The 17,379-nt window shown below is 68.4% G+C and carries 14 protein-coding genes; 4 read left to right on the forward strand and 10 right to left on the reverse strand.

From position 1 onward, the window contains the following. The first annotated feature begins 2 nt into the window (after positions 1 to 2). The 3 genes from ABZX90_RS15980 to ABZX90_RS15990 all read left to right on the forward strand — a co-directional run bounded on the left by ABZX90_RS15980 (position 3) and on the right by ABZX90_RS15990 (position 3,166). Complete coding sequence (locus ABZX90_RS15980) at positions 3 to 983, forward strand: ABC transporter permease (protein WP_351128739.1); 981 nt, start codon at positions 3 to 5, stop codon at positions 981 to 983. A gap of 72 nt (positions 984 to 1,055) precedes the next feature. Then, entirely contained in the window at positions 1,056 to 2,093 is a 1,038-nt protein-coding gene (locus ABZX90_RS15985; protein WP_351128736.1) for an ABC transporter ATP-binding protein, read from the forward strand. A 26-nt stretch (positions 2,094 to 2,119) separates the two neighbouring features. Further along, complete coding sequence (locus tag ABZX90_RS15990; RefSeq protein ID WP_351128734.1) at positions 2,120 to 3,166, forward strand: dipeptide ABC transporter ATP-binding protein; 1,047 nt, start codon at positions 2,120 to 2,122, stop codon at positions 3,164 to 3,166. Between the two features lie 264 nt (positions 3,167 to 3,430). Here ABZX90_RS15990 and ABZX90_RS15995 read toward each other — a convergent pair whose 3' ends face one another. The 3 genes from ABZX90_RS15995 to ABZX90_RS16005 all read right to left on the reverse strand — a co-directional run bounded on the left by ABZX90_RS15995 (position 3,431) and on the right by ABZX90_RS16005 (position 4,816). Next, positions 3,431 to 3,808 (reverse strand): VOC family protein, encoded by a 378-nt coding sequence (locus ABZX90_RS15995; RefSeq protein WP_351128729.1) that lies wholly within the window; start codon positions 3,806 to 3,808, stop codon positions 3,431 to 3,433. Between the two features lie 18 nt (positions 3,809 to 3,826). Further along, complete coding sequence (locus ABZX90_RS16000) at positions 3,827 to 4,339, reverse strand: DinB family protein (RefSeq protein WP_351128727.1); 513 nt, start codon at positions 4,337 to 4,339, stop codon at positions 3,827 to 3,829. Between the two features lie 66 nt (positions 4,340 to 4,405). Then, the gene (locus ABZX90_RS16005) at positions 4,406 to 4,816 is read right to left on the reverse strand and encodes a VOC family protein (protein WP_351128724.1); all 411 of its coding nucleotides are present in this window, start codon (positions 4,814 to 4,816) and stop codon (positions 4,406 to 4,408) included. Positions 4,817 to 4,966: 150 nt separating this feature from the next. Here ABZX90_RS16005 and ABZX90_RS16010 point away from each other — a divergent pair, with 150 nt between their 5' ends. Then, positions 4,967 to 5,701, forward strand: a complete 735-nt coding sequence (locus ABZX90_RS16010; protein WP_351128722.1) for a class I SAM-dependent methyltransferase — start codon at positions 4,967 to 4,969, stop codon at positions 5,699 to 5,701. A 325-nt stretch (positions 5,702 to 6,026) separates the two neighbouring features. Here ABZX90_RS16010 and ABZX90_RS16015 read toward each other — a convergent pair whose 3' ends face one another. From ABZX90_RS16015 to ABZX90_RS16045, 7 genes are all read right to left on the reverse strand, one after another. Further along, positions 6,027 to 7,151 carry a dipeptide ABC transporter ATP-binding protein gene (locus ABZX90_RS16015; RefSeq protein WP_351126182.1) on the reverse strand — a complete coding sequence of 375 codons (1,125 nt, stop codon included), beginning with the start codon at positions 7,149 to 7,151 and terminating at the stop codon, positions 6,027 to 6,029. A 5-nt stretch (positions 7,152 to 7,156) separates the two neighbouring features. Continuing rightward, positions 7,157 to 8,221, reverse strand: a complete 1,065-nt coding sequence (locus ABZX90_RS16020) for an ABC transporter ATP-binding protein (protein ID WP_351125932.1) — start codon at positions 8,219 to 8,221, stop codon at positions 7,157 to 7,159. Positions 8,222 to 8,249: 28 nt separating this feature from the next. Then, positions 8,250 to 9,227: an ABC transporter permease gene (locus ABZX90_RS16025; protein WP_351125934.1), complete on the reverse strand. Its 978-nt coding sequence runs from the start codon at positions 9,225 to 9,227 to the stop codon at positions 8,250 to 8,252. Positions 9,228 to 9,308: 81 nt separating this feature from the next. After that, a complete protein-coding gene (locus tag ABZX90_RS16030; RefSeq protein WP_351125936.1) occupies positions 9,309 to 11,105 on the reverse strand; it encodes an ABC transporter substrate-binding protein in 1,797 nt (598 codons plus the stop codon). 111 nt (positions 11,106 to 11,216) lie between these two features. After that, the gene (locus tag ABZX90_RS16035) at positions 11,217 to 12,245 is read right to left on the reverse strand and encodes an ABC transporter permease (protein WP_351125938.1); all 1,029 of its coding nucleotides are present in this window, start codon (positions 12,243 to 12,245) and stop codon (positions 11,217 to 11,219) included. A gap of 572 nt (positions 12,246 to 12,817) precedes the next feature. Further along, entirely contained in the window at positions 12,818 to 14,731 is a 1,914-nt protein-coding gene (typA, locus tag ABZX90_RS16040) for a translational GTPase TypA (protein ID WP_351125940.1), read from the reverse strand. Between the two features lie 179 nt (positions 14,732 to 14,910). Then, positions 14,911 to 17,280 carry an ABC transporter substrate-binding protein gene (locus ABZX90_RS16045; protein ID WP_355205254.1) on the reverse strand — a complete coding sequence of 790 codons (2,370 nt, stop codon included), beginning with the start codon at positions 17,278 to 17,280 and terminating at the stop codon, positions 14,911 to 14,913. Positions 17,281 to 17,379 lie beyond the last annotated feature (99 nt).

Here is a 17,379-nt window from a genome sequence, read left to right on the forward strand (position 1 = left end):
ACATGTTCCGTTTTCTAGTCCGCCGTGTCATCGGCGCACTTGTGATTCTGCTGATCATCAGCGCCGTCACCTTCATGCTCTTCTACGCGATCCCGCGTGACCCAGCCCGTATGGCGTGCGGAAAGGTCTGCACCAAGGACCTCCTGGAGCAGGTCAGGGTGAACCTCGGGATCGCCGACCCGCTGCCGGTGCAGTACTGGCACTGGCTGGTGGGCATCTTCGCCGGCCGTGACTACGGCGGCCTGGGCAACTGCAACGCTCCCTGCCTCGGCTTCTCCTTCACCAACCGCGAGCCCGTCCTCGGCACGATCATGGACCGTATGCCGACGACGCTCTCCCTCGCGCTCGGCGCCTCGGTCTTCTTCCTCATCATCGGTGTCGGCTCCGGCATGATCGCCGCGGTCAAGCAGGGCAAGGCGGCCGACAAGATCGCCAGCTCGTTCTCGCTGATCGGCTCCTCGCTGCAGATCTACTTCGTCGGCTACATCGCCATGTACTTCCTGGTCCAGCAGCTCGGCATCCTCGAGCAGCCGTCGTACACGCCGTTCACCGACAACCCGGCCGCCTGGGCCAGTGGTCTGCTGCTGCCCTGGCTGACGCTCTCCATCATCTTCACCGCCAACTACACCCGTATGACGCGCTCCCAGCTGGTGGAACAGCTCAGCGAGGACTACGTGCGTACGGCGCGCGCCAAGGGCCTGTCCCGGCGCTCCGTGTTCTTCCGCTTCGCCTGGCGCGGAGCGATGGGTCCGATCGTCACGATCTTCGGCATCGACCTGGGCACCCTGATCGGCGGCGCCATCATCACCGAGTCGGTCTTCAGCCTCCAGGGCATCGGCAAGCTCGCCGTGAGCGCCGTGGAAGCGAACGACCTGCCGATGCTGCTGGCCGTGACCATGGTCGCGTCCGGGGCGATCGTCTTCTTCAACATCATCGTGGACGCCGTCTACGCCTTCATCGACCCGCGGATCCGGCTCGCCTGACCCCGGCGCCCCGCCGCCGTCCACCCGCCGACCCGCAAGCTACCCCTCGCATCACCCCCCAGGAGCGTCCCCGTGACGAGCACCGATCAGCAGCCCTTCCTGTCCGTCAGGGATCTGAAGGTCCACTTCTCCACCGAAGACGGCGTCGTCAAGGCCGTCGACGGTCTCACCTTCGACCTGGCCAAGGGCAAGACGCTCGGCATCGTGGGCGAGTCGGGCTCGGGCAAGTCCGTCACGAACCTGACGATCCTCGGCCTGCACGACCGCGACCGCACCGCCATCGACGGCGAGATCCTGCTCGACGGCAAGGAGCTGCTGACCGCCTCCGAGCGGGAGATGGAGCGACTGCGCGGCAACAAGATGGCGATGATCTTCCAGGACGCGCTGGCGTCGCTGTCGCCGTACCACACCATCGGCAAGCAGATCGGCGAGACGTACCGCAAGCACACCGGTGCCTCCAAGAAGGAGGCCCGGGCGCGGTCGATCGAGATGCTCCGGCGCGTCGGCATCCCGCAGCCGGACGTCCGTGTGGACGACTACCCGCACCAGTTCTCCGGCGGTATGCGCCAGCGCGCGATGATCGCGATGGCCCTGGTCTGCGACCCCGAGCTGCTGATCGCGGACGAGCCGACCACGGCGCTCGACGTGACCGTGCAGGCCCAGATCATGGACCTGCTCAAGGACCTCCAGCAGGAGTTCGGCACGGCGATCATCTTCATCACCCACGACCTCGGCGTCATCGCCGACATCGCGGACGACGTGCTGGTGATGTACGGCGGCCGGTGCGTGGAGCGCGGCACCAAGAAGGAGGTGCTGCGCGAGCCGCAGCACCCCTACACCTGGGGTCTGCTGGGCTCGATGCCGACTCTGGACGGACCGGTCGACGTGCCGCTGTCGCCGATCCCCGGCTCGCCGCCCTCGCTGCTCAACCCGCCGACCGGCTGCCGCTTCCACCCGCGGTGCACCTTCACGGAGAAGATCGCGGGCGGTCTCTGCTCCACCGAGCAGCCGCTGCTCCAGGTCACGGACGGGCGCGGTGCCGCCTGCCACCTCACGGCGGACCAGCGCCACGACTTCTTCGCCGACTACGCCGCGACCCGGTCGCGCTGACGTAACTGAGACGGGACTTCACGATCATGAGCAACACGAACCCCCTCCTGGACGTCACCGGACTGACCAAGCACTTCCCGGTGATGGGCGGCTTCCCCTTCAAGCGGAAGATCGGCGCGGTCCAGGCCGTGGACGGTCTCGACTTCCAGGTCGCCGAGGGCGAGAGCCTCGGTCTGGTCGGCGAGTCCGGCTGTGGCAAGTCGACGACGGGCCGGCTGATCACGCGCCTGCTGGAGCCCACCGGCGGCAAGATCACCTACCGCGGCCAGGACATCACGCACGCCGACCGCAAGCAGCTGGCGCCGGTCCGCTCCGAGATCCAGATGATCTTCCAGGACCCGTACGCCTCGCTGAACCCGAGGCAGACGGTCGGCAAGATCATCTCGGGTCCGATGGAGATCAACGGGATCAAGACGCCCGGCGGCTACGAGAAGCGCGTCCGTGAGCTGCTGGAGACAGTCGGTCTCAACCCCGAGCACTACAACCGCTTCCCGCACGAGTTCTCCGGCGGTCAGCGCCAGCGCATCGGCGTGGCCCGCGCGCTGGCCCTGAAGCCGAAGCTGATCGTGGCGGACGAGCCGGTCTCGGCCCTCGACGTCTCCATCCAGGCGCAGGTCGTGAACCTGCTCCAGGACCTCCAGCGGGACCTGGGCATCGCGTTCCTGTTCATCGCCCACGACCTCGCGATCGTGCGGCACTTCTCGCAGCGCGTCGCGGTCATGTACCTCGGCAAGATCGTCGAGATCGCCAACCGCGAGGACCTGTACGACAACCCGCGCCACCCGTACACCCGCGCGCTGATGTCCGCCGTCCCCGAGGCCACCGCGGACGACGGGCCGGCCCGCGAGCGCATCCTGCTCACCGGCGACGTGCCCTCCCCGCTCAACCCGCCGTCGGGCTGCCGCTTCCGCACCCGCTGCTGGAAGGCGACGGACAAGTGCGCGTCCGAGGCGCCGCCGCTGGTGCAGATCACGGGCAGCAGCGACGGTCACCTGACGGCGTGCCACTACCCGGAGACGCGGGAGACCATCCCGGCCCAGCGTCTCTCCAAGGACCCCGAGGCGGCGGTCTGACACACCCCTTTTCGTCAGCCGCCCCCTTCCGGAACCGACTTTCACCGGCCCATTGACCCGAGCCCATGAACGTCAGGTTTCAGGGGAACGAAGGCCCGCGCCCTCTTGGGCGCGGGCCTTTGCTCATGGACCGTCGAGGTGTGCTCCGAGCCCCCGGCCCGAGGGCCTGTCCGGCGGATCATGCCGGACACGCGGGGTCTGGCACGCCCACGTGCGCTGATCAGGCGCCGCAGGTTTCCTCCGACTTGACCCGCCGGACAGGCCCTAGCCCAACTTTCCCCGCTCCACACAGAATTCGTTGCCCTCCGGGTCAGCGAGGACGACCCAGCCGCCGCCGTCCGGGCGTGTGTGGTCGGCGATCCGGCTGGCGCCGAGGGCCACGGCGCGCTCGACCTCCGCCGACCGGGTGCGTCCGTGCGGCTCCAGGTCGAGGTGGACGCGGTTCTTGGCCGTCTTGCCCTCCTCGACGTGCACGAACAGGAGGGTCGGGCCACCGGACGGGTCCACGATGACCGCCTCCGGGTCACCGGGCTTGTCGTCGTCGGCGAGCGGGCGGCCCAGCAACTCGCTCCAGAACAGCCCGAGATCGTACGGGTCGCCGGTGCAGTCGAAGGTGATGGTGCGGATCGTGAGGTTCGTCATCCCTGCTTCTCCCATCACTCAGTCGCCCGTCTTTCCGTCGGCCAGTTCGCGCAGGATGTCGATGTGCCCGTTGTGGCGGGCCGTCTCCTCGACGAGGTGGAGGATGATCCAGCGAAGGTCGACCTGACGGCCACTGCCGCTCGTGCGCTCCGCCTTGGCGTCGAGATCGTGCTCGGCCACCAGCTTGCGGTACCGGGCGCTCTGTTCCTCGTACTCGTCCAGGAGCTGGGGCAGCGGGAAGTCGACGGCGATGCGCATCTCGCGGTCGGGGTCCTCCTCCGTCCAGGGCCCCTCGTCCTCCTCGCCCAGGAAGACCACCTGGAACCAGTAGTACTCGACCCAGCGCAGATGGTTGACGAGCCCGCTGAGGGTCATCAGGGGCGACCCGGGCAGCGGGGCCTTGCGGGCGTCCTCCGCCGATACGCCCTCGCACTTGGCGCGGACGGTGGCGCGGGCGTAGTCGAGGAAGGTGTTCAGCTGGGTGCGCTCGTCCCACGCGGAAGGCGTGTCCGTACGTGTCTGTGAAGTCATCGGGATGAAGCATCCCGGTCGGCCCGTTCCGTGTCGAGCGATTAAGCGGAGGGGTCGGCAGGGGGCTCAATCCTTGGCCTCCATGGCCTCCTTGGGCTTTCCGACCACGAGTTCGGCCTCGAAGCCGTCGGTGTTCTCCAGGTACGCCGCGCAGTGCTCGGGGCCGCCCGCGTGGGGATGGCGTTCCGGGAACAGGAGCGTCCAGCCGTACGCGGGTGCCTCCTCGACCAGTGCGTCGAGCTCGGCGCGGCTCGCGACGCGGAAGGCGAGGTGGTTGAGCCCCGGGCGCAGCCGGTCGTGACGGTCCCCGGTCAGGGCGGGCGACTGCTCGAACACGAGGTAGGTCTCGCCCAGCCGCCAGCTCCGGCCGTCGGGCCAGTCCTGGTACGGCGCGTACCCGAGCCGCTCCAGCAGCCAGCCCCAGGAGCGCACCGCACGCCCCAGGTCCGGCACCCACAGCTCGATGTGATGCAGCATCTCGTTCCCGATTCTCGCGAGGGTGTCGGAGCCCTTCACCCGGGCTCTCGGTCGGCCCGTTCAACCTGCCACTGTTTTCGCCCACTTGCTCACCCGATTCCTTCCCGATCAGTGGTTTCGGGTGGCCCCGCCGCCTGAGAGACTGCTGCGATGGCTGATCGTTCGTTCAGTGACGTCTCGCTCGCCGCCCTGTACGACGCGCTGAATCCGTGGGGTCCGAGTGACGACTTCTACCTGGACCTGGTGATGTCCGCGCGGTCCGTGCTCGATGTCGGGTGCGGGACGGGGCGGCTGCTGGCGCGGGCCCGCGAGGCCGGTCACACGGGGCGGTTGTGCGGGCTCGATCCCGCCGCGGCCATGCTGGTGCAGGCGCGCCGGCGGGCCACCGTCGAGTGGGTGCTCGGGGATCTCGGATCGGCGCGCTGGGAGCGGGAGTTCGACCTGGTCGTGATGACCGGGCACGCGTTCCAGGTACTCGTCCACGACGGCGAGGTGCGCTCCGCGCTGGCCGCCGTGCGGCAGGCCCTCGACGACGACGGGCGGTTCGTCTTCGAGACGCGCAATCCCGCCGCCCGGCCGTGGGAGGCATGGCGGCCCGAGCGGGCACGGGAGGTGAGCGACGCGCACGGGGAGGCCGTACGGGTGCGGCACGAGGTCGAGACGCCGGTGCTCGGGGACCGCGTGACGTTCAGCGAGACGTTCGAGCATCCGCGCTGGGAACGGCCGAGGGTCAGCCGCAGCACGCTGCGGTTCCTCGGGGCGGACGCGTTGGGCGGGTTCCTCGGCGACGCCGGGCTGGCCGTGCGCGAGCAGTACGGGGACTGGGGACGGGAGCCGCTCTCGCCCACCGCCCCCGAGATCATCACCGTCGCCGGGCGGGCCTGACCCGACGACGCGGGCCGGAGACGCGGGCCTGCGACACCCGCCGACGGCACGGGCCCACCCTCACCGCGTGTCGTGAGGGTGGGCCCGCACCGAGGTCGTCCAGCGTCGCCTTAGGGCCTGTCCGGCGGATCATGCCGGAGACGCGGGGTCTGGCACCCCCTCCCCCAAGCTCTTCGAGCAGGGGGACCCCCAGCGGCGTTGTCGTCGGTTGCCGATGCTCCGCATCGACGCCCTCCTCCGCCTTGCAGTTGGACGCACCAGGCCCCGCTCACGTGCGCTGATCAGGCGCCGCGGATCTCCTCCGACCTGATCCGCCGGACAGGCCCTAGTCGTCGCCCTTCTCCAGCGCCGCCAGCGCCGGGTCCAGGACGATGTCCTCCGCCCGCGCCTCGATGGTCGGGTCCTCCGGGAAGTGGCAGGCCGTCAGGTGGCCCTCGGCGTTGCCCGACAGCCGCACCAGCGGGGGCTCCTCCTGCGCGCACTTGTCCTGCGCCTTCCAGCAGCGCGTGCGGAAACGGCAGCCCGACGGCGGGGAGATGGGGGACGGCACATCGCCCTGGAGGCGGATGCGTTCCTTCTTCTCGGCGTCGATGTCCGCGTCGGGGACGGCCGACATCAGGGCGTGGGTGTACGGGTGCCGCGGCCCGGTGTACAGCGACGTACGGTCGGCGATCTCGACGATCTTGCCGAGGTACATGACGGCGACGCGCTGCGAGAAGTGCCGTACGATCGCGAGGTCGTGGGCGATGAAGACGAACGCGATGCCCATCTCCCGCTGGACCTCCTGGAGCAGGTTCACGACCTGCGCCTGGATGGAGACGTCGAGCGCCGAGACCGGCTCGTCCGCCACGATCAGTTTCGGCGAGAGCGCCAACGCCCGTGCCACACCGATGCGCTGGCGCTGACCGCCGGAGAACTCGTGCGGGAAGCGGTTGTAGTGCTCGGGGTTGAGGCCGACCGTCTCCAGCAGCTCACGCACCCGGGCCTCACGGCCGCCGGGCGGATGGACGCCGTTGATCTCCATCGGGGAGGAGATGATCGTGCCGACCGTCTGCCGCGGGTTCAGCGAGGCGTACGGGTCCTGGAAGATCATCTGGATCTCGGAGCGGATCGGCGCCAGCTGGCGCCGGGTGGAGCGGGTGATGTCCTTCCCGCGGTACGAGATCGTGCCCTCCGTCGGCTCCATGAGCCGGGTCAGCAGCCGTCCCGTGGTGGACTTCCCGCAGCCCGACTCGCCGACCAGGCCGAGACTCTCACCGGGGAAGACGTCGAAGGAGACGCCGTCGACGGCCTGTACGGCGCCGACCGTGCGGCGGATCGGGAAGCCGCCCTTCACCGGGAAGTACTTCTTCAGGTCGCGTACCCGCATCAGCGGTTCGGCGTCGTCCCCGTCCCGCTGAGCGGGGATCGGGTCGGCCACGACCGTGGTGTTCTCGTCGCTCACAGTCAGTCCCCTCAGCCCAGCCTGGGGCGGATCGTCTCGGTGAAGATGCGGCTCTTTTGATCCAGGGTCAGATGGCAGGCCGCGCCGCGTCCCGTGGGCAGTTCGGGCCGGACGTCCACACACCGGTCGGAGCCCTCGACCTCGTCCCGGAAGGTGCACCGCGGGTGGAACGGGCACCCCGAGGGCGGGTTGAGCAGCGAAGGGGGCGCGCCCGGGATGGGGGTGAGCGGTTCGTCGACGTCCGCCGTCAGGCGCGGCATGGACCCCAGCAGGCCCCAGGTGTAGGGGTGTTGGGGAGCCTTCAGCACCTCTCGGACGGTGCCGCGTTCCACGGCCCGGCCGGCGTACATCACCAGCAGGTCGTCGGCCATGTTCGCGACCACACCGAGGTCGTGGGTGATCATGATGATCGCGGAGCCGAACTCCTGCTGGAGGTCCTTGAGGAGGTCGAGGATCTGCGCCTGGACTGTCACGTCCAGGGCGGTGGTCGGCTCGTCGGCGATCAGCAGGTCCGGGTTGCAGACGAGGGACATCGCGATCATCGCGCGCTGCCGCATACCGCCGGAGAACTGGTGGGGGTAGTCGTCCACACGCTGTTTGGGGTGCGGGATGCCGACCTTCCCCAGCATCTCGATCGCCCGGTTCCGGGCTTCCCTCTTGGACGCCCCGGTGTGCTTGCGGAACGGCTCGCCGATCTGCCGCCCCACGCTGTGGTACGGCGACAGGGCGGTCAGCGCGTCCTGGAAGATCATCGCCATCTTGTTGCCGCGCAGCCGTTCCAGCTCGGCCTCGGTGGCGGTGACGAGCTCCTTGCCGTCGAGGATGATCTCGCCCTCGATCTGCGTGTTCAGCGGGCTGTGCAGACCGAGGACGGTCAGGTTGGTGACGGACTTCCCGGACCCGGACTCGCCGACGATGCCGAGCGTCGTACCTCGTTCGAGGTCGAAGGAGAGGCCGTCGACCGCTTTGACGACGCCGTCCTCCGTGGAGAACCGCACATGCAGGTCGCGGACCGACAGGAACGCGTCGGATCCGGTGGGAGCCGGGGCGTCCTCCGGCTTGGTGAGTGTGGTCACTGCGGTTTCTCCCAGGGCGCGACAGGCACTACGACAGACGTACGCGGGGGTCGATCACGGCGTACATGGCGTCCACGATGACGTTGAGCAGAAGGATGAACGCGGCGCTGAAGAGCATCACGCCCATGAGTTTCGGCAGGTCCTTGCCGACGACGGACTCCACGGCGAGCCGGCCGATCCCGGCGAGGCCGAAGGTGAACTCGGTGACGACGGCGCCGCCGAGGAGGGCGGAGAGGTCCATGCCGAGGATGGTGAGGATGGGAATGAGGGAGCCGCGCCAGGCGTACCGGAAGAAGACGTATCTGCCGGTCATGCCCTTAGCGCGGGCGGCGCGCACATGCTCCTCCTGGAGCTGCTCGATCATCGTCGAGCGCGCCATACGCGTGTAGTTGGCGGTGAAGATCACGGACATGACGATCCAGGGGATCAGCAGGCCCATGAACCACTGGCCCGGATTCTCCGAGAGCGGCACGTACTTGGGCTTGTTCAGCCAGCCGGTGCTGTAGACGAAGATGCCGAGGACGACCGGGCCGAGGAAGTAGATCTGCATCGAGCTGAGCACCAGGGAGATGCTGGAGAACATCTTGTCGAGCCAGGTTCCCCGGTAGCGGGCGGCGATGAGGCCGGTGCCGAGACCGACGATGAGGAAGACGATCAGGCCACCGACCGTGAGGGACAGCGTCAGCGGGAAGCGGTCCATGATCGTGTCCCAGACCATCTGCTGGTCGCGGAAGGAGACGCCGAAGCAGGGGGCCGGACAGTGGCCCACCGCGAAGTCGCGTCCGACGAAGATGCCGACGAGGAACTTCCAGTACTGCACCGGGATCGGCTCGTCGAGCCCCAGGTTCTTGTGGATGATCGCCAGCGCGTCCGGGGTGCAGTTCTTGCCGCACGCCAGTGTGGCCGGGTCCTGGGGGATCGCGTAGTACATGAAGAACGTGAAGGCGCTGATCAGCAGAAGGATGAGCACCGCGCCGAACGTCCGGCGAAGGAGGAATCGAAGCATGGCGGAACGCTGCTCTCAGGACGGCGGCCAGGGACAGGAGCGCCCGGGGCGCACTGCGCGCAGTGCGCCCCGGGAGGGTGGTCAGCTCTTGAGGAAGACCCGGGTCGGGTCGGTGTAGCTCGTCACCGTGGAGTAGCGCAGGCCGCCCACGTTGGTGCCGGCGATCTGGAACGTCTTGGTGTAGTAGATCGGCGCCGCCGGGTTGACCTTCTCGCTGATGTACTGGTTGAGCGCGGTCCAGGCCTTGGTGGCCTCGGCGGTGTCGGTGATCTTCAGGATCCGCTGGATCTCGGAGTTCACGTGGTCGTCGTTGATGTGCGCGTAGTTCGACGCACCGTCCTGGATCTGCTTGCCGTCGTACAGCGGCGGGAAGACGGTGGCGGCGGACGGCCAGTCCTGGCCCCAGCCGGTCATGTAGATGTCGAAGCCGTTCTGGACCTTGCCGACCTGCTCGTACCAGGTCGCGGCGTCGATCTCCTTCTTCTGGACGTCGAGGCCGATCTTGGTCAGGGCGTTCTCGACGAGGACGGCCTGCTGCTGGCGGACCGGGGTGTTGGCGTAGGCGTAGACGATCTTCTTGCCCTTGGCGCCGGCTTCCTCGATCAGCTTCTTGGCCTTCTCGATGTCACCGTTGGGCTTCTTGGCCCGGTCGAAGGGGTCGTAGTCCTTCTGGTAGCCCGGAGTGGTGGGCGACATCAGGCTGTTGGCGACCTCGCCGCCGTACGCGCCACCGTCCGCCTTGTACATCGACGTGGACGGCATGGCGTAGGTGATCGCGTCGCGGAGCTTCCTGTCCTTGATGCGGTCCATGTTGAAGTTCATCTGCCACACGTACGGGGCGTAGCCCTGGATCGTGCGCTTCATGGCCGCGGGGTCGGAGACGACCTTCTGGACCTGGGTGGTGGCGACCTGACCGGTCATCATGATGGCGTTCTTGGCGTCACCGCGGTCGGCGAGGATCGTCTTGGTCTGGTCCTCGTCGTCGTGGTTGATCTCGATGTCGAACCCGTCGACGTACTGGTGACGCATGGCGTCCGACTTCGCGTCCCAGTTGGTGTTCTTGACCAGCTTGACGCTCTTGCCGGCCTTGAACTCCGAGATCTTGTACGGGCCGACGGCGACCGGCTTGGTGTCGTACTTCGCCTTGGTGTCCGTCTTCTCGGGGACGACGGAGTAACCGGCCATGGCCAGGGCCTGCGGCAGGTCGGGCTGCGCGTCCTTGAAATGGAAGACGATCGTCTTGTCGTCCGGGGTCGCGAGGACGGTGTCCGGGAGGTGCTTGCCCTTGAACGGACCCGCGTAGGCCTTGCGGTAGGCGGTGCCCGTGCCGGACAGCCACTGCTGGATGAACGACGGGCCGTCCGTGATGAACGGGTCGTAGAGCCGCTCGAAGGTGTGCCGGATGTCGGCCGAGTCGATCACATGACCGGTCTCGTCCTTGATGCCGTCCTTCAGCGTGTACGTCCAGGTCTTGCCGCCGTCCGAGAGCTTGCCCGGGTCGGTCGCGAGGTCGCCGACGACGGTGAGCCCGCCCTTGTCGTCCTCCTTGTACGTGGTCAGACCGCGGAAGATGAGCTTGGAGAGCAGGCCGGCGTCGCTGACGTAGATCTGGCCCGGGTCGAGGTGCGAGAAGTCGTCCTCCTCGTAGACCTGGACGGTGCCGCCGGGCTTGGCGCCCGTGACCTCCTCGGCGGGACCCGTGGAGTCCGCCGCGGTGCCCATCTTCACCGCCGCGGACTGGGCCGCGGCCTCCTTCTTGCCCTTGCTCTTGCCGTTTCCGTCGCCGCTGTCATTGCTGCTGCAGCCGGCCAGCGCCAGGGCGCCGGCCGCGACCGCGACAACGGCGGTCCGCCCTCTGCGGGAACTGAGGATGCTCATGGAGTCGAGTCCACCTGCCTGTGAGTTGTGATCAGTGATCCACTGGTGCTGCCTGGCAGTGCACGGCCGGTCGTGCCGGCTCCCGGGTGGCAGCGGTCCCCCGCCCTCGGGTCAGCGGCCCGTCTTGGGATCGAATGCGTCCCGGACCGAGTCACCGAGGAGGTTGAACGCCACGACGAAGATGACCATGGCGACACCCGGGAAGAACATGTAGACCGGGTCCTGTTCGTAGATGTCCGACCCGATGGCGAACATCCGGCCCCAGTCGGGGGTCGGTTCGGTGTAGCCGACGCCGACGAATGAGAGAAACGCGACCGACAGAATGGTGCTCGGCAGCAGGTAGGTGCCCTGCACCAGGATCGGTGTGACGAGGTTCGGCAGCAGTTCCTTGCGGATGATCCGCCAGGGGGATGCGCCCGCGACCCTCGCCGCCTCGACGAACTCCCGCTCACGCAGTGAGAGGGCGACCGCCCGGATCAGCCGGGCGAGGCCCATCCAGCCGAGGAACCACAGCACTCCGATGATCGCCAGCGCGTGGATGTAGGTGGGCGTCTCCTCGTCGGGGGCGACGAACACCGCGGTGATGACGGGCATCGACGCGATCATGAACAGCTGCTGCGGGAACGCGAGCAGGAAGTCCGTGAGCCGGCCGAGCCAGTAGTCGACCTTGCCGCCGAAGTAGCCGCCGACCAGGCCGATCAGCACCCCCATGATCACCGTCGCGATGGTCGCGGCGACCGCCGTGTACAGCGAGGTGCGCATGCCGTAGAGGAGCTGCATGAACACATCGCGGCCGAGGGTGGGTTCGATCCCGAACCAGTACTCCGACGTGATGCCGCCGTTGGGGCCCGCCGGCATGTTGAAGTCGTTCAGGAGCGTGGGGTCGTCCTGCCCGTACAGCGTGTACGGGTCCTTGCCGTAGAACTTCGAGATCAGCGGAGCTAGCGCGGCGATCAGGAAGAAGAAGATCACGATGTACGCGGAGACGACGCCGCTGCGGTCGCGCTTGAACCGGCGCCACATCAGCTGGCCGGGCGATCGGCCCTCCAGCTTCTCCGGCGCGTCGGAAGGTTTCTTCCCGGCCGGTTCGTCGACCTGGGGGGAGGCTTCCGCGCCCTCGATCTCGATCGGACTCGTCATGATTCGTCCATTTCATGGGTGCGCCGAGTCCACGGCCGCCACAGGGTTGGGGCGGCCGCGTTCGGACCATGCGGATCAGGAGAGACGTATGCCTAGCGGTCGCTTCGCGACAGAGCGCTGCTTGCGACAACTCGCAGATGAACACGCGTAGTTGGCATCTGGTGCCTCCTCATGACTCAACCGGTGCACGGACAGGAGGGGCTTCTGATTGACCTCCGACACCCCTGACGGAGGATCAAACGCCCCACTGTGCTCGTGAGTCGGCGCTGTCCCCACAGCGCATGACCCATTGACCCGAGCGTTACGCGGCTAACTATCTGACATGAGCCAGATAACCGACCACAGCCTTTAGGTCTCGGTTCCATCACAGCTGGCGCGTACATCTTCCAAAATCTGGACAAAATGATCTGCGGGAGAAGCCCGCGAAACGGACGTGTTACATGCCTATCGGTCGGGAGGCTCCGTATTTCGGACATGGGAAGGCGGGAAACGGGTTGCAAAAAGCCCGGGTGCCCCCATGCTGGGGGCACCCGGGCTCGGTTGCCGGTGGATCAGCCGGTGAAGCCGGTGGATCAGCCGTGCTTGGCGCGGCTGGCGCTGCGACCGCGCTCCTTCTGGTCGAGAACGAGCTTGCGGATGCGAACGGACTCCGGGGTCACCTCGACGCATTCGTCGTCGCGGCAGAACTCCAGCGACTGCTCCAGGGAGAGCTTGCGCGGCGGGACGATCGCCTCGAACGAGTCGGCGGCGGCGGACCGCATGTTGGTGAGCTTCTTCTCCTTGGTGATGTTCACGTCCATGTCGTCGGCGCGGGAGTTCTCGCCGACGATCATGCCCTCGTACACCTCGGTGCCGGGGTCGGTGAACAGCACACCGCGCTCCTGGAGGTTCGTCATCGCGAACGCGGTGACGGCGCCGGCGCGGTCGGCGACCAGCGAACCGTTGTTACGGGTCGTCAGGGTGCCGAACCACGGCTCGTGGCCCTCGTGGATGGAGTGGGCGATGCCCGTACCGCGCGTGCCGGTCAGGAACTCGGTCCGGAAGCCGATGAGGCCGCGCGAGGGAACGACGAACTCCAGGCGAACCCAGCCGGAGCCGTGGTTCGACATGTTGTCCATGCGGCCCTTGCGGACGCCCATGAGCTGCGTGACCGCGCCCATGTGCTCCTCGGGCACGTCGATCGTCATACGCTCGACCGGCTCGTGGACCTTGCCGTCGATCACCTGGGTGACCACCTGCGGCTTGCCGATGGTCAGCTCGAAGCCCTCGCGGCGCATCTGCTCGACCAGGATGGCGAGCGCCAGCTCACCGCGGCCCTGGACCTCCCAGGCGTCCGGGCGCTCGGTGTCGAGCACACGGAGGGAGACGTTACCGACCAGCTCGCGGTCGAGGCGGTCCTTGACCTGGCGGGCGGTGACCTTGCGGTCCTTGTCCTTGACCGCGGCCTTGGCGTCCGCGCCCTTGCCCGTGCCACCGCGGCCGACCAGCGGCGAGGTGTTCGTGCCGATGGTCATGGAGATCGCCGGCTCGTCGACCGTGATCAGCGGCAGCGCGATCGGGTTCTCCGGGTCGGCCAGGGTCTCGCCGATCATGATGTCCGGGATACCGGCGACGGCGCAGATGTCACCGGGGCCGGCCACCTCGGCGGGCTTGCGGGTGAGCGCCTCGGTCATCAGCAGCTCGGTGATGCGCACGTTGGACATCGTGCCGTCGCGCTTGATCCACGTGACGGTCTGGCCCTTGCGCAGCTCGCCCTGCTCGACGCGGAGCAGCGCGATACGGCCGAGGAAGTTGTCGGCGTCCAGGTTGGTCACGTGGGCCTGGAGCGGCGCGGCCTCGTCGAAAGACGGGGCCGGGACGGACTCCAGGATCGTGGTGAAGAACGGCTCCAGGCTGTCACTGTCGGCCGGGACGGTGCCGTCCTCCGGCTTGGTCAGCGAAGCCACGCCGTCACGCGCACACGCGTAGACGATCGGGAACTCGATCTGCTCCTCGTCGGCGTCCAGGTCGAGGAAGAGGTCGTACGCCTCGTTCACGACCTCTTCGATGCGCGAGTCCGGGCGGTCCGTCTTGTTGATGCACAGGATGACGGGCAGGCGGGCCTGCAGCGCCTTGCGCAGCACGAAGCGGGTCTGCGGCAGCGGGCCCTCGGAGGCGTCGACGAGCAGGACGACCGCGTCCACCATCGACAGACCGCGCTCGACCTCACCACCGAAGTCGGCGTGGCCGGGGGTGTCGATGATGTTGATCGTGATGACGTCGCCGCCATCCTTCGGGTGGTACTTGACCGCCGTGTTCTTCGCCAGGATCGTGATGCCCTTCTCACGTTCCAGGTCGTTCGAGTCCATCATGCGGTCGTCGAGCGACTCGGCGGCGTGCGCGGCGAAGGCACCGGCCTGCTTGAGCATGGCATCGACCAGAGTGGTCTTGCCATGGTCGACGTGGGCGACGATGGCGACGTTGCGGATGTCGTGGCGCGTGGCCATATTGAGGCGCTTCTCCCGGAGTGAGTGGACGGCCTCCGCAGCGCGGGGCCTGCCGGGCTGAACACGCCACGGCCTTACCCCATGGTACGTGGCCCGGACGGAGGCGGCCTCCGCAGGGCCACCGGGGCCCTCGTCCGGGGGGCCCGCCAGACGGCGGGCCCCCGACGTTCACCCGCAGGTCACCGGCTCTTCGACGGGCTCGCCGAAGGGTGCGCGCCCTTCTTCAGGAAGCCCATGTCCTCGTACACCGGGGTCTGGAATCCGAAGGCTCCGGTGTTCGCGAGGCCGACGCGGGCGGCGGCGAGCTGAGGCCGCTGGTACAGCGGAATGGAGCCGGCGGCGGCCCAGATGCGGGCGTCGGCCTTGCGGACCAGAGAGCGCGCCTCGTCCTCGTCCAGGGTGGAAAGAGCCTGGTCGAACAGCTGATCGACCTGATCGGTGCCGACGCGGGTGTAGTTCTGCTCGACGCTCAGCGAGCCGTCGGCCGCCGGAACGGGCTTGGCGTAGATCGGGCGGGCGTCGGTGGCCGGGAAGGCGGAGGCGGGCCACGAGTAGAGCGCCAGGTCGTACTGGCCCGAGGCGATGTGGTCCTTGAAATAGCTCTCGTCGGAGACCTTCGAGATGTCCGTACGGATACCGATGCGCTGGAGCATCCGCGCGATCCGGTCGGCCACGGCACGCACGGACTCCGAGCCCGGCCCCGAGGGCAGGACGAAACGCAGCGTCAGCGGCTTGCCGTCCTTGGCGAGGGCATTGGCCGCGGCGCCCGCCGGAGCGGCCGTCCCCTTGGGCGCGTACGCCCCCGGAACCCCGCCCTGCTGGGCGTACTGCCTGCCGTCCAGGTGCCTGGCGGCCTGCTCGTCCGTGCGCCGGCCCGACTTCGCGCCGACCTGCTGCTCCTGCTTCCTCGGGTGGTCCTTGGGGTCCTGCGCCAGCTCCCGGCCGGCCTCCGAGGGCTTGTCGTCCTCGCCGACGATGTACGTCCCGTCGCCGCCCGGCCTGTCGTCCTCGTCCGTGTCCTGCTTCTTCTTGCCCTTGGACCCGGCCGCCTTCTCCGTCTTCTTCTGCTCGGTGATCGGCCCGCCGGGCACCCACCCGGCGTCCGCGAGCAGCGCCCGCGCCTCGGCGGCGTCCTGGCTGCCGAGGGCGCCGCTGTTGTCGGCGTACGCCGCCTGGCCGGCGAGGGCGAGATGGCTGCCGACCGGCTCGGCGGGCAGACCGAGCGGCTGGAGGACGACCCGGGCGAGTTCCTTGCGGTCCAGGGCGCGGGCCACCGCTCGGCGGACGCGCTCGTCGGCCAGGGGGCCCTCGGAGCCGTTGAGGGCGAGCTGGGTGTAGGCGGGTTCGAGGGACTTGCGGACCACGAAGCCGCTCAGCGCCGACTGAAGGCGGGCCTCCTTCGCCTTGGCCTCGCTGCCCTTCGCACCTGCCGCGCCCTTCTCGCCCTTCTCGCCCTTCTCGCCGCTCTCGCCGCTCTCGTCCTTCTCGTCCTTCTCGTCCGCCGCGGCCTTCCCGTCCTCCTCCGCGGCCTTGTCCTTCTCGCTCTCGCTCTTCTCTCCGGACTTGCTCTTCTCGCCCTTCTGTCCGGACTCGTCCTTCTCGCTCTTTGCGCCCGCCGTGTGCTTCTCGCTCGTCGCGGAGGCCCCCTGCAACGGGGCGCCGTCCTTGTGCCGGGCGGCGAGCGTGATGCGCTCCGCCTCGGCGGGGTCGATCTCGGCCAGGTCGAGCTTGCCTTCGGCGAGCGCGGTGGCCCGCTTGTCACGGGCCACGGCCACCAGGTCGATCTCGGCGAGCTTGCTGGGGCGGCCCCACCAGCGCGGGTTGCGCGTGAGGCGGACCTCGCCGCCCTTGCGGTCGACCTGCTTCACCGCGAAGGGCCCCGCCGTGGTCTTGAGCTTGCGCCGCGCGGCGTCGTTGAAGGAGTCCGCGGTACCCATGACGTCCTTCGGGTACAGCGGCGAGAACAGCGCCTTCCAGTCGGCGTAGGGCCGGCTGAACGTGACGCGGACCTCCAGGTTGTTCTTGCCCCGCTCGATCTTCTCGATGCGGTCGTAGCCGGCGTTGCGGGCCGTCCAGTACGCGGAGTCCTTGCCGGACAGGGCGCGCCACTGGGCGGCGAAGTCGGCGGCGCCGATCTCGCGTCCGTCGCTCCACACGGCCTGCTGGTTGAGCTTGTACACCACGACCTGCTTGGGCTCGGTGTCGACGACCTTCGCCGACTCCAGGTAGTCGGGGTTGATCTGCGGCCGCCCGTTCGCGTCGAGCCGGTACATCGACGGCAGTACGGCACCGGCGACACGGGAGGTCGCGGCGTCGGCGTCCGCCTGGAACGCGTTCAGCGTCTCCGGTACGGCGTCCACGGCCCAGCGCAGGGTGCCGCCGTCGGCGATCAGGTCACGGGACGCGGGCGCGATGTCCTGCACGGCCGTGGGCTTGTCCGCCTCGTCGTCCGCGCTGCACGCGGCGAGGGCGGGTACCGCGAGCACGCCCGCGGTGAGGAATGCGGCCGAGCGCATCACCGCGCGCAGTCCGACGCCGTCGTGGGACATCACTGCAACCTCCGGGGGACGCACCGCTGTGTGGGGCAGGTCTGCTTCTGATCACGTTTGGCGGTATATGGAGCTGATCTGATCTATGTGCTAACTGAA

The organism is Streptomyces sp. NPDC002935 (genome assembly GCF_040611295.1).
Taxonomy (GTDB): Bacteria; Actinomycetota; Actinomycetes; order Streptomycetales; family Streptomycetaceae; genus Streptomyces.

Excerpts from the sequence above, each read along its gene's own strand:
- ABZX90_RS16005 (WP_351128724.1), bottom strand. The coding sequence starts at position 4,816 with ATGCTGCATCACATCGAGCTGTGGGTGCCGGACCTGGGGCGTGCGGTG.
- ABZX90_RS16030 (WP_351125936.1), bottom strand. The coding sequence starts at position 11,105 with ATGAGCATCCTCAGTTCCCGCAGAGGGCGGACCGCCGTTGTCGCGGTC.
- ABZX90_RS16025 (WP_351125934.1), bottom strand. The coding sequence starts at position 9,227 with ATGCTTCGATTCCTCCTTCGCCGGACGTTCGGCGCGGTGCTCATCCTT.
- typA (WP_351125940.1), bottom strand. The coding sequence starts at position 14,731 with ATGGCCACGCGCCACGACATCCGCAACGTCGCCATCGTCGCCCACGTC.
- ABZX90_RS15995 (WP_351128729.1), bottom strand. The coding sequence starts at position 3,808 with ATGACGAACCTCACGATCCGCACCATCACCTTCGACTGCACCGGCGAC.
- ABZX90_RS15980 (WP_351128739.1), top strand. The coding sequence starts at position 3 with ATGTTCCGTTTTCTAGTCCGCCGTGTCATCGGCGCACTTGTGATTCTG.
- ABZX90_RS15990 (WP_351128734.1), top strand. The coding sequence starts at position 2,120 with ATGAGCAACACGAACCCCCTCCTGGACGTCACCGGACTGACCAAGCAC.
- ABZX90_RS16000 (WP_351128727.1), bottom strand. The coding sequence starts at position 4,339 with ATGACTTCACAGACACGTACGGACACGCCTTCCGCGTGGGACGAGCGC.
- ABZX90_RS16035 (WP_351125938.1), bottom strand. The coding sequence starts at position 12,245 with ATGACGAGTCCGATCGAGATCGAGGGCGCGGAAGCCTCCCCCCAGGTC.
- ABZX90_RS16010 (WP_351128722.1), top strand. The coding sequence starts at position 4,967 with ATGGCTGATCGTTCGTTCAGTGACGTCTCGCTCGCCGCCCTGTACGAC.
- ABZX90_RS16045 (WP_355205254.1), bottom strand. The coding sequence starts at position 17,280 with ATGTCCCACGACGGCGTCGGACTGCGCGCGGTGATGCGCTCGGCCGCA.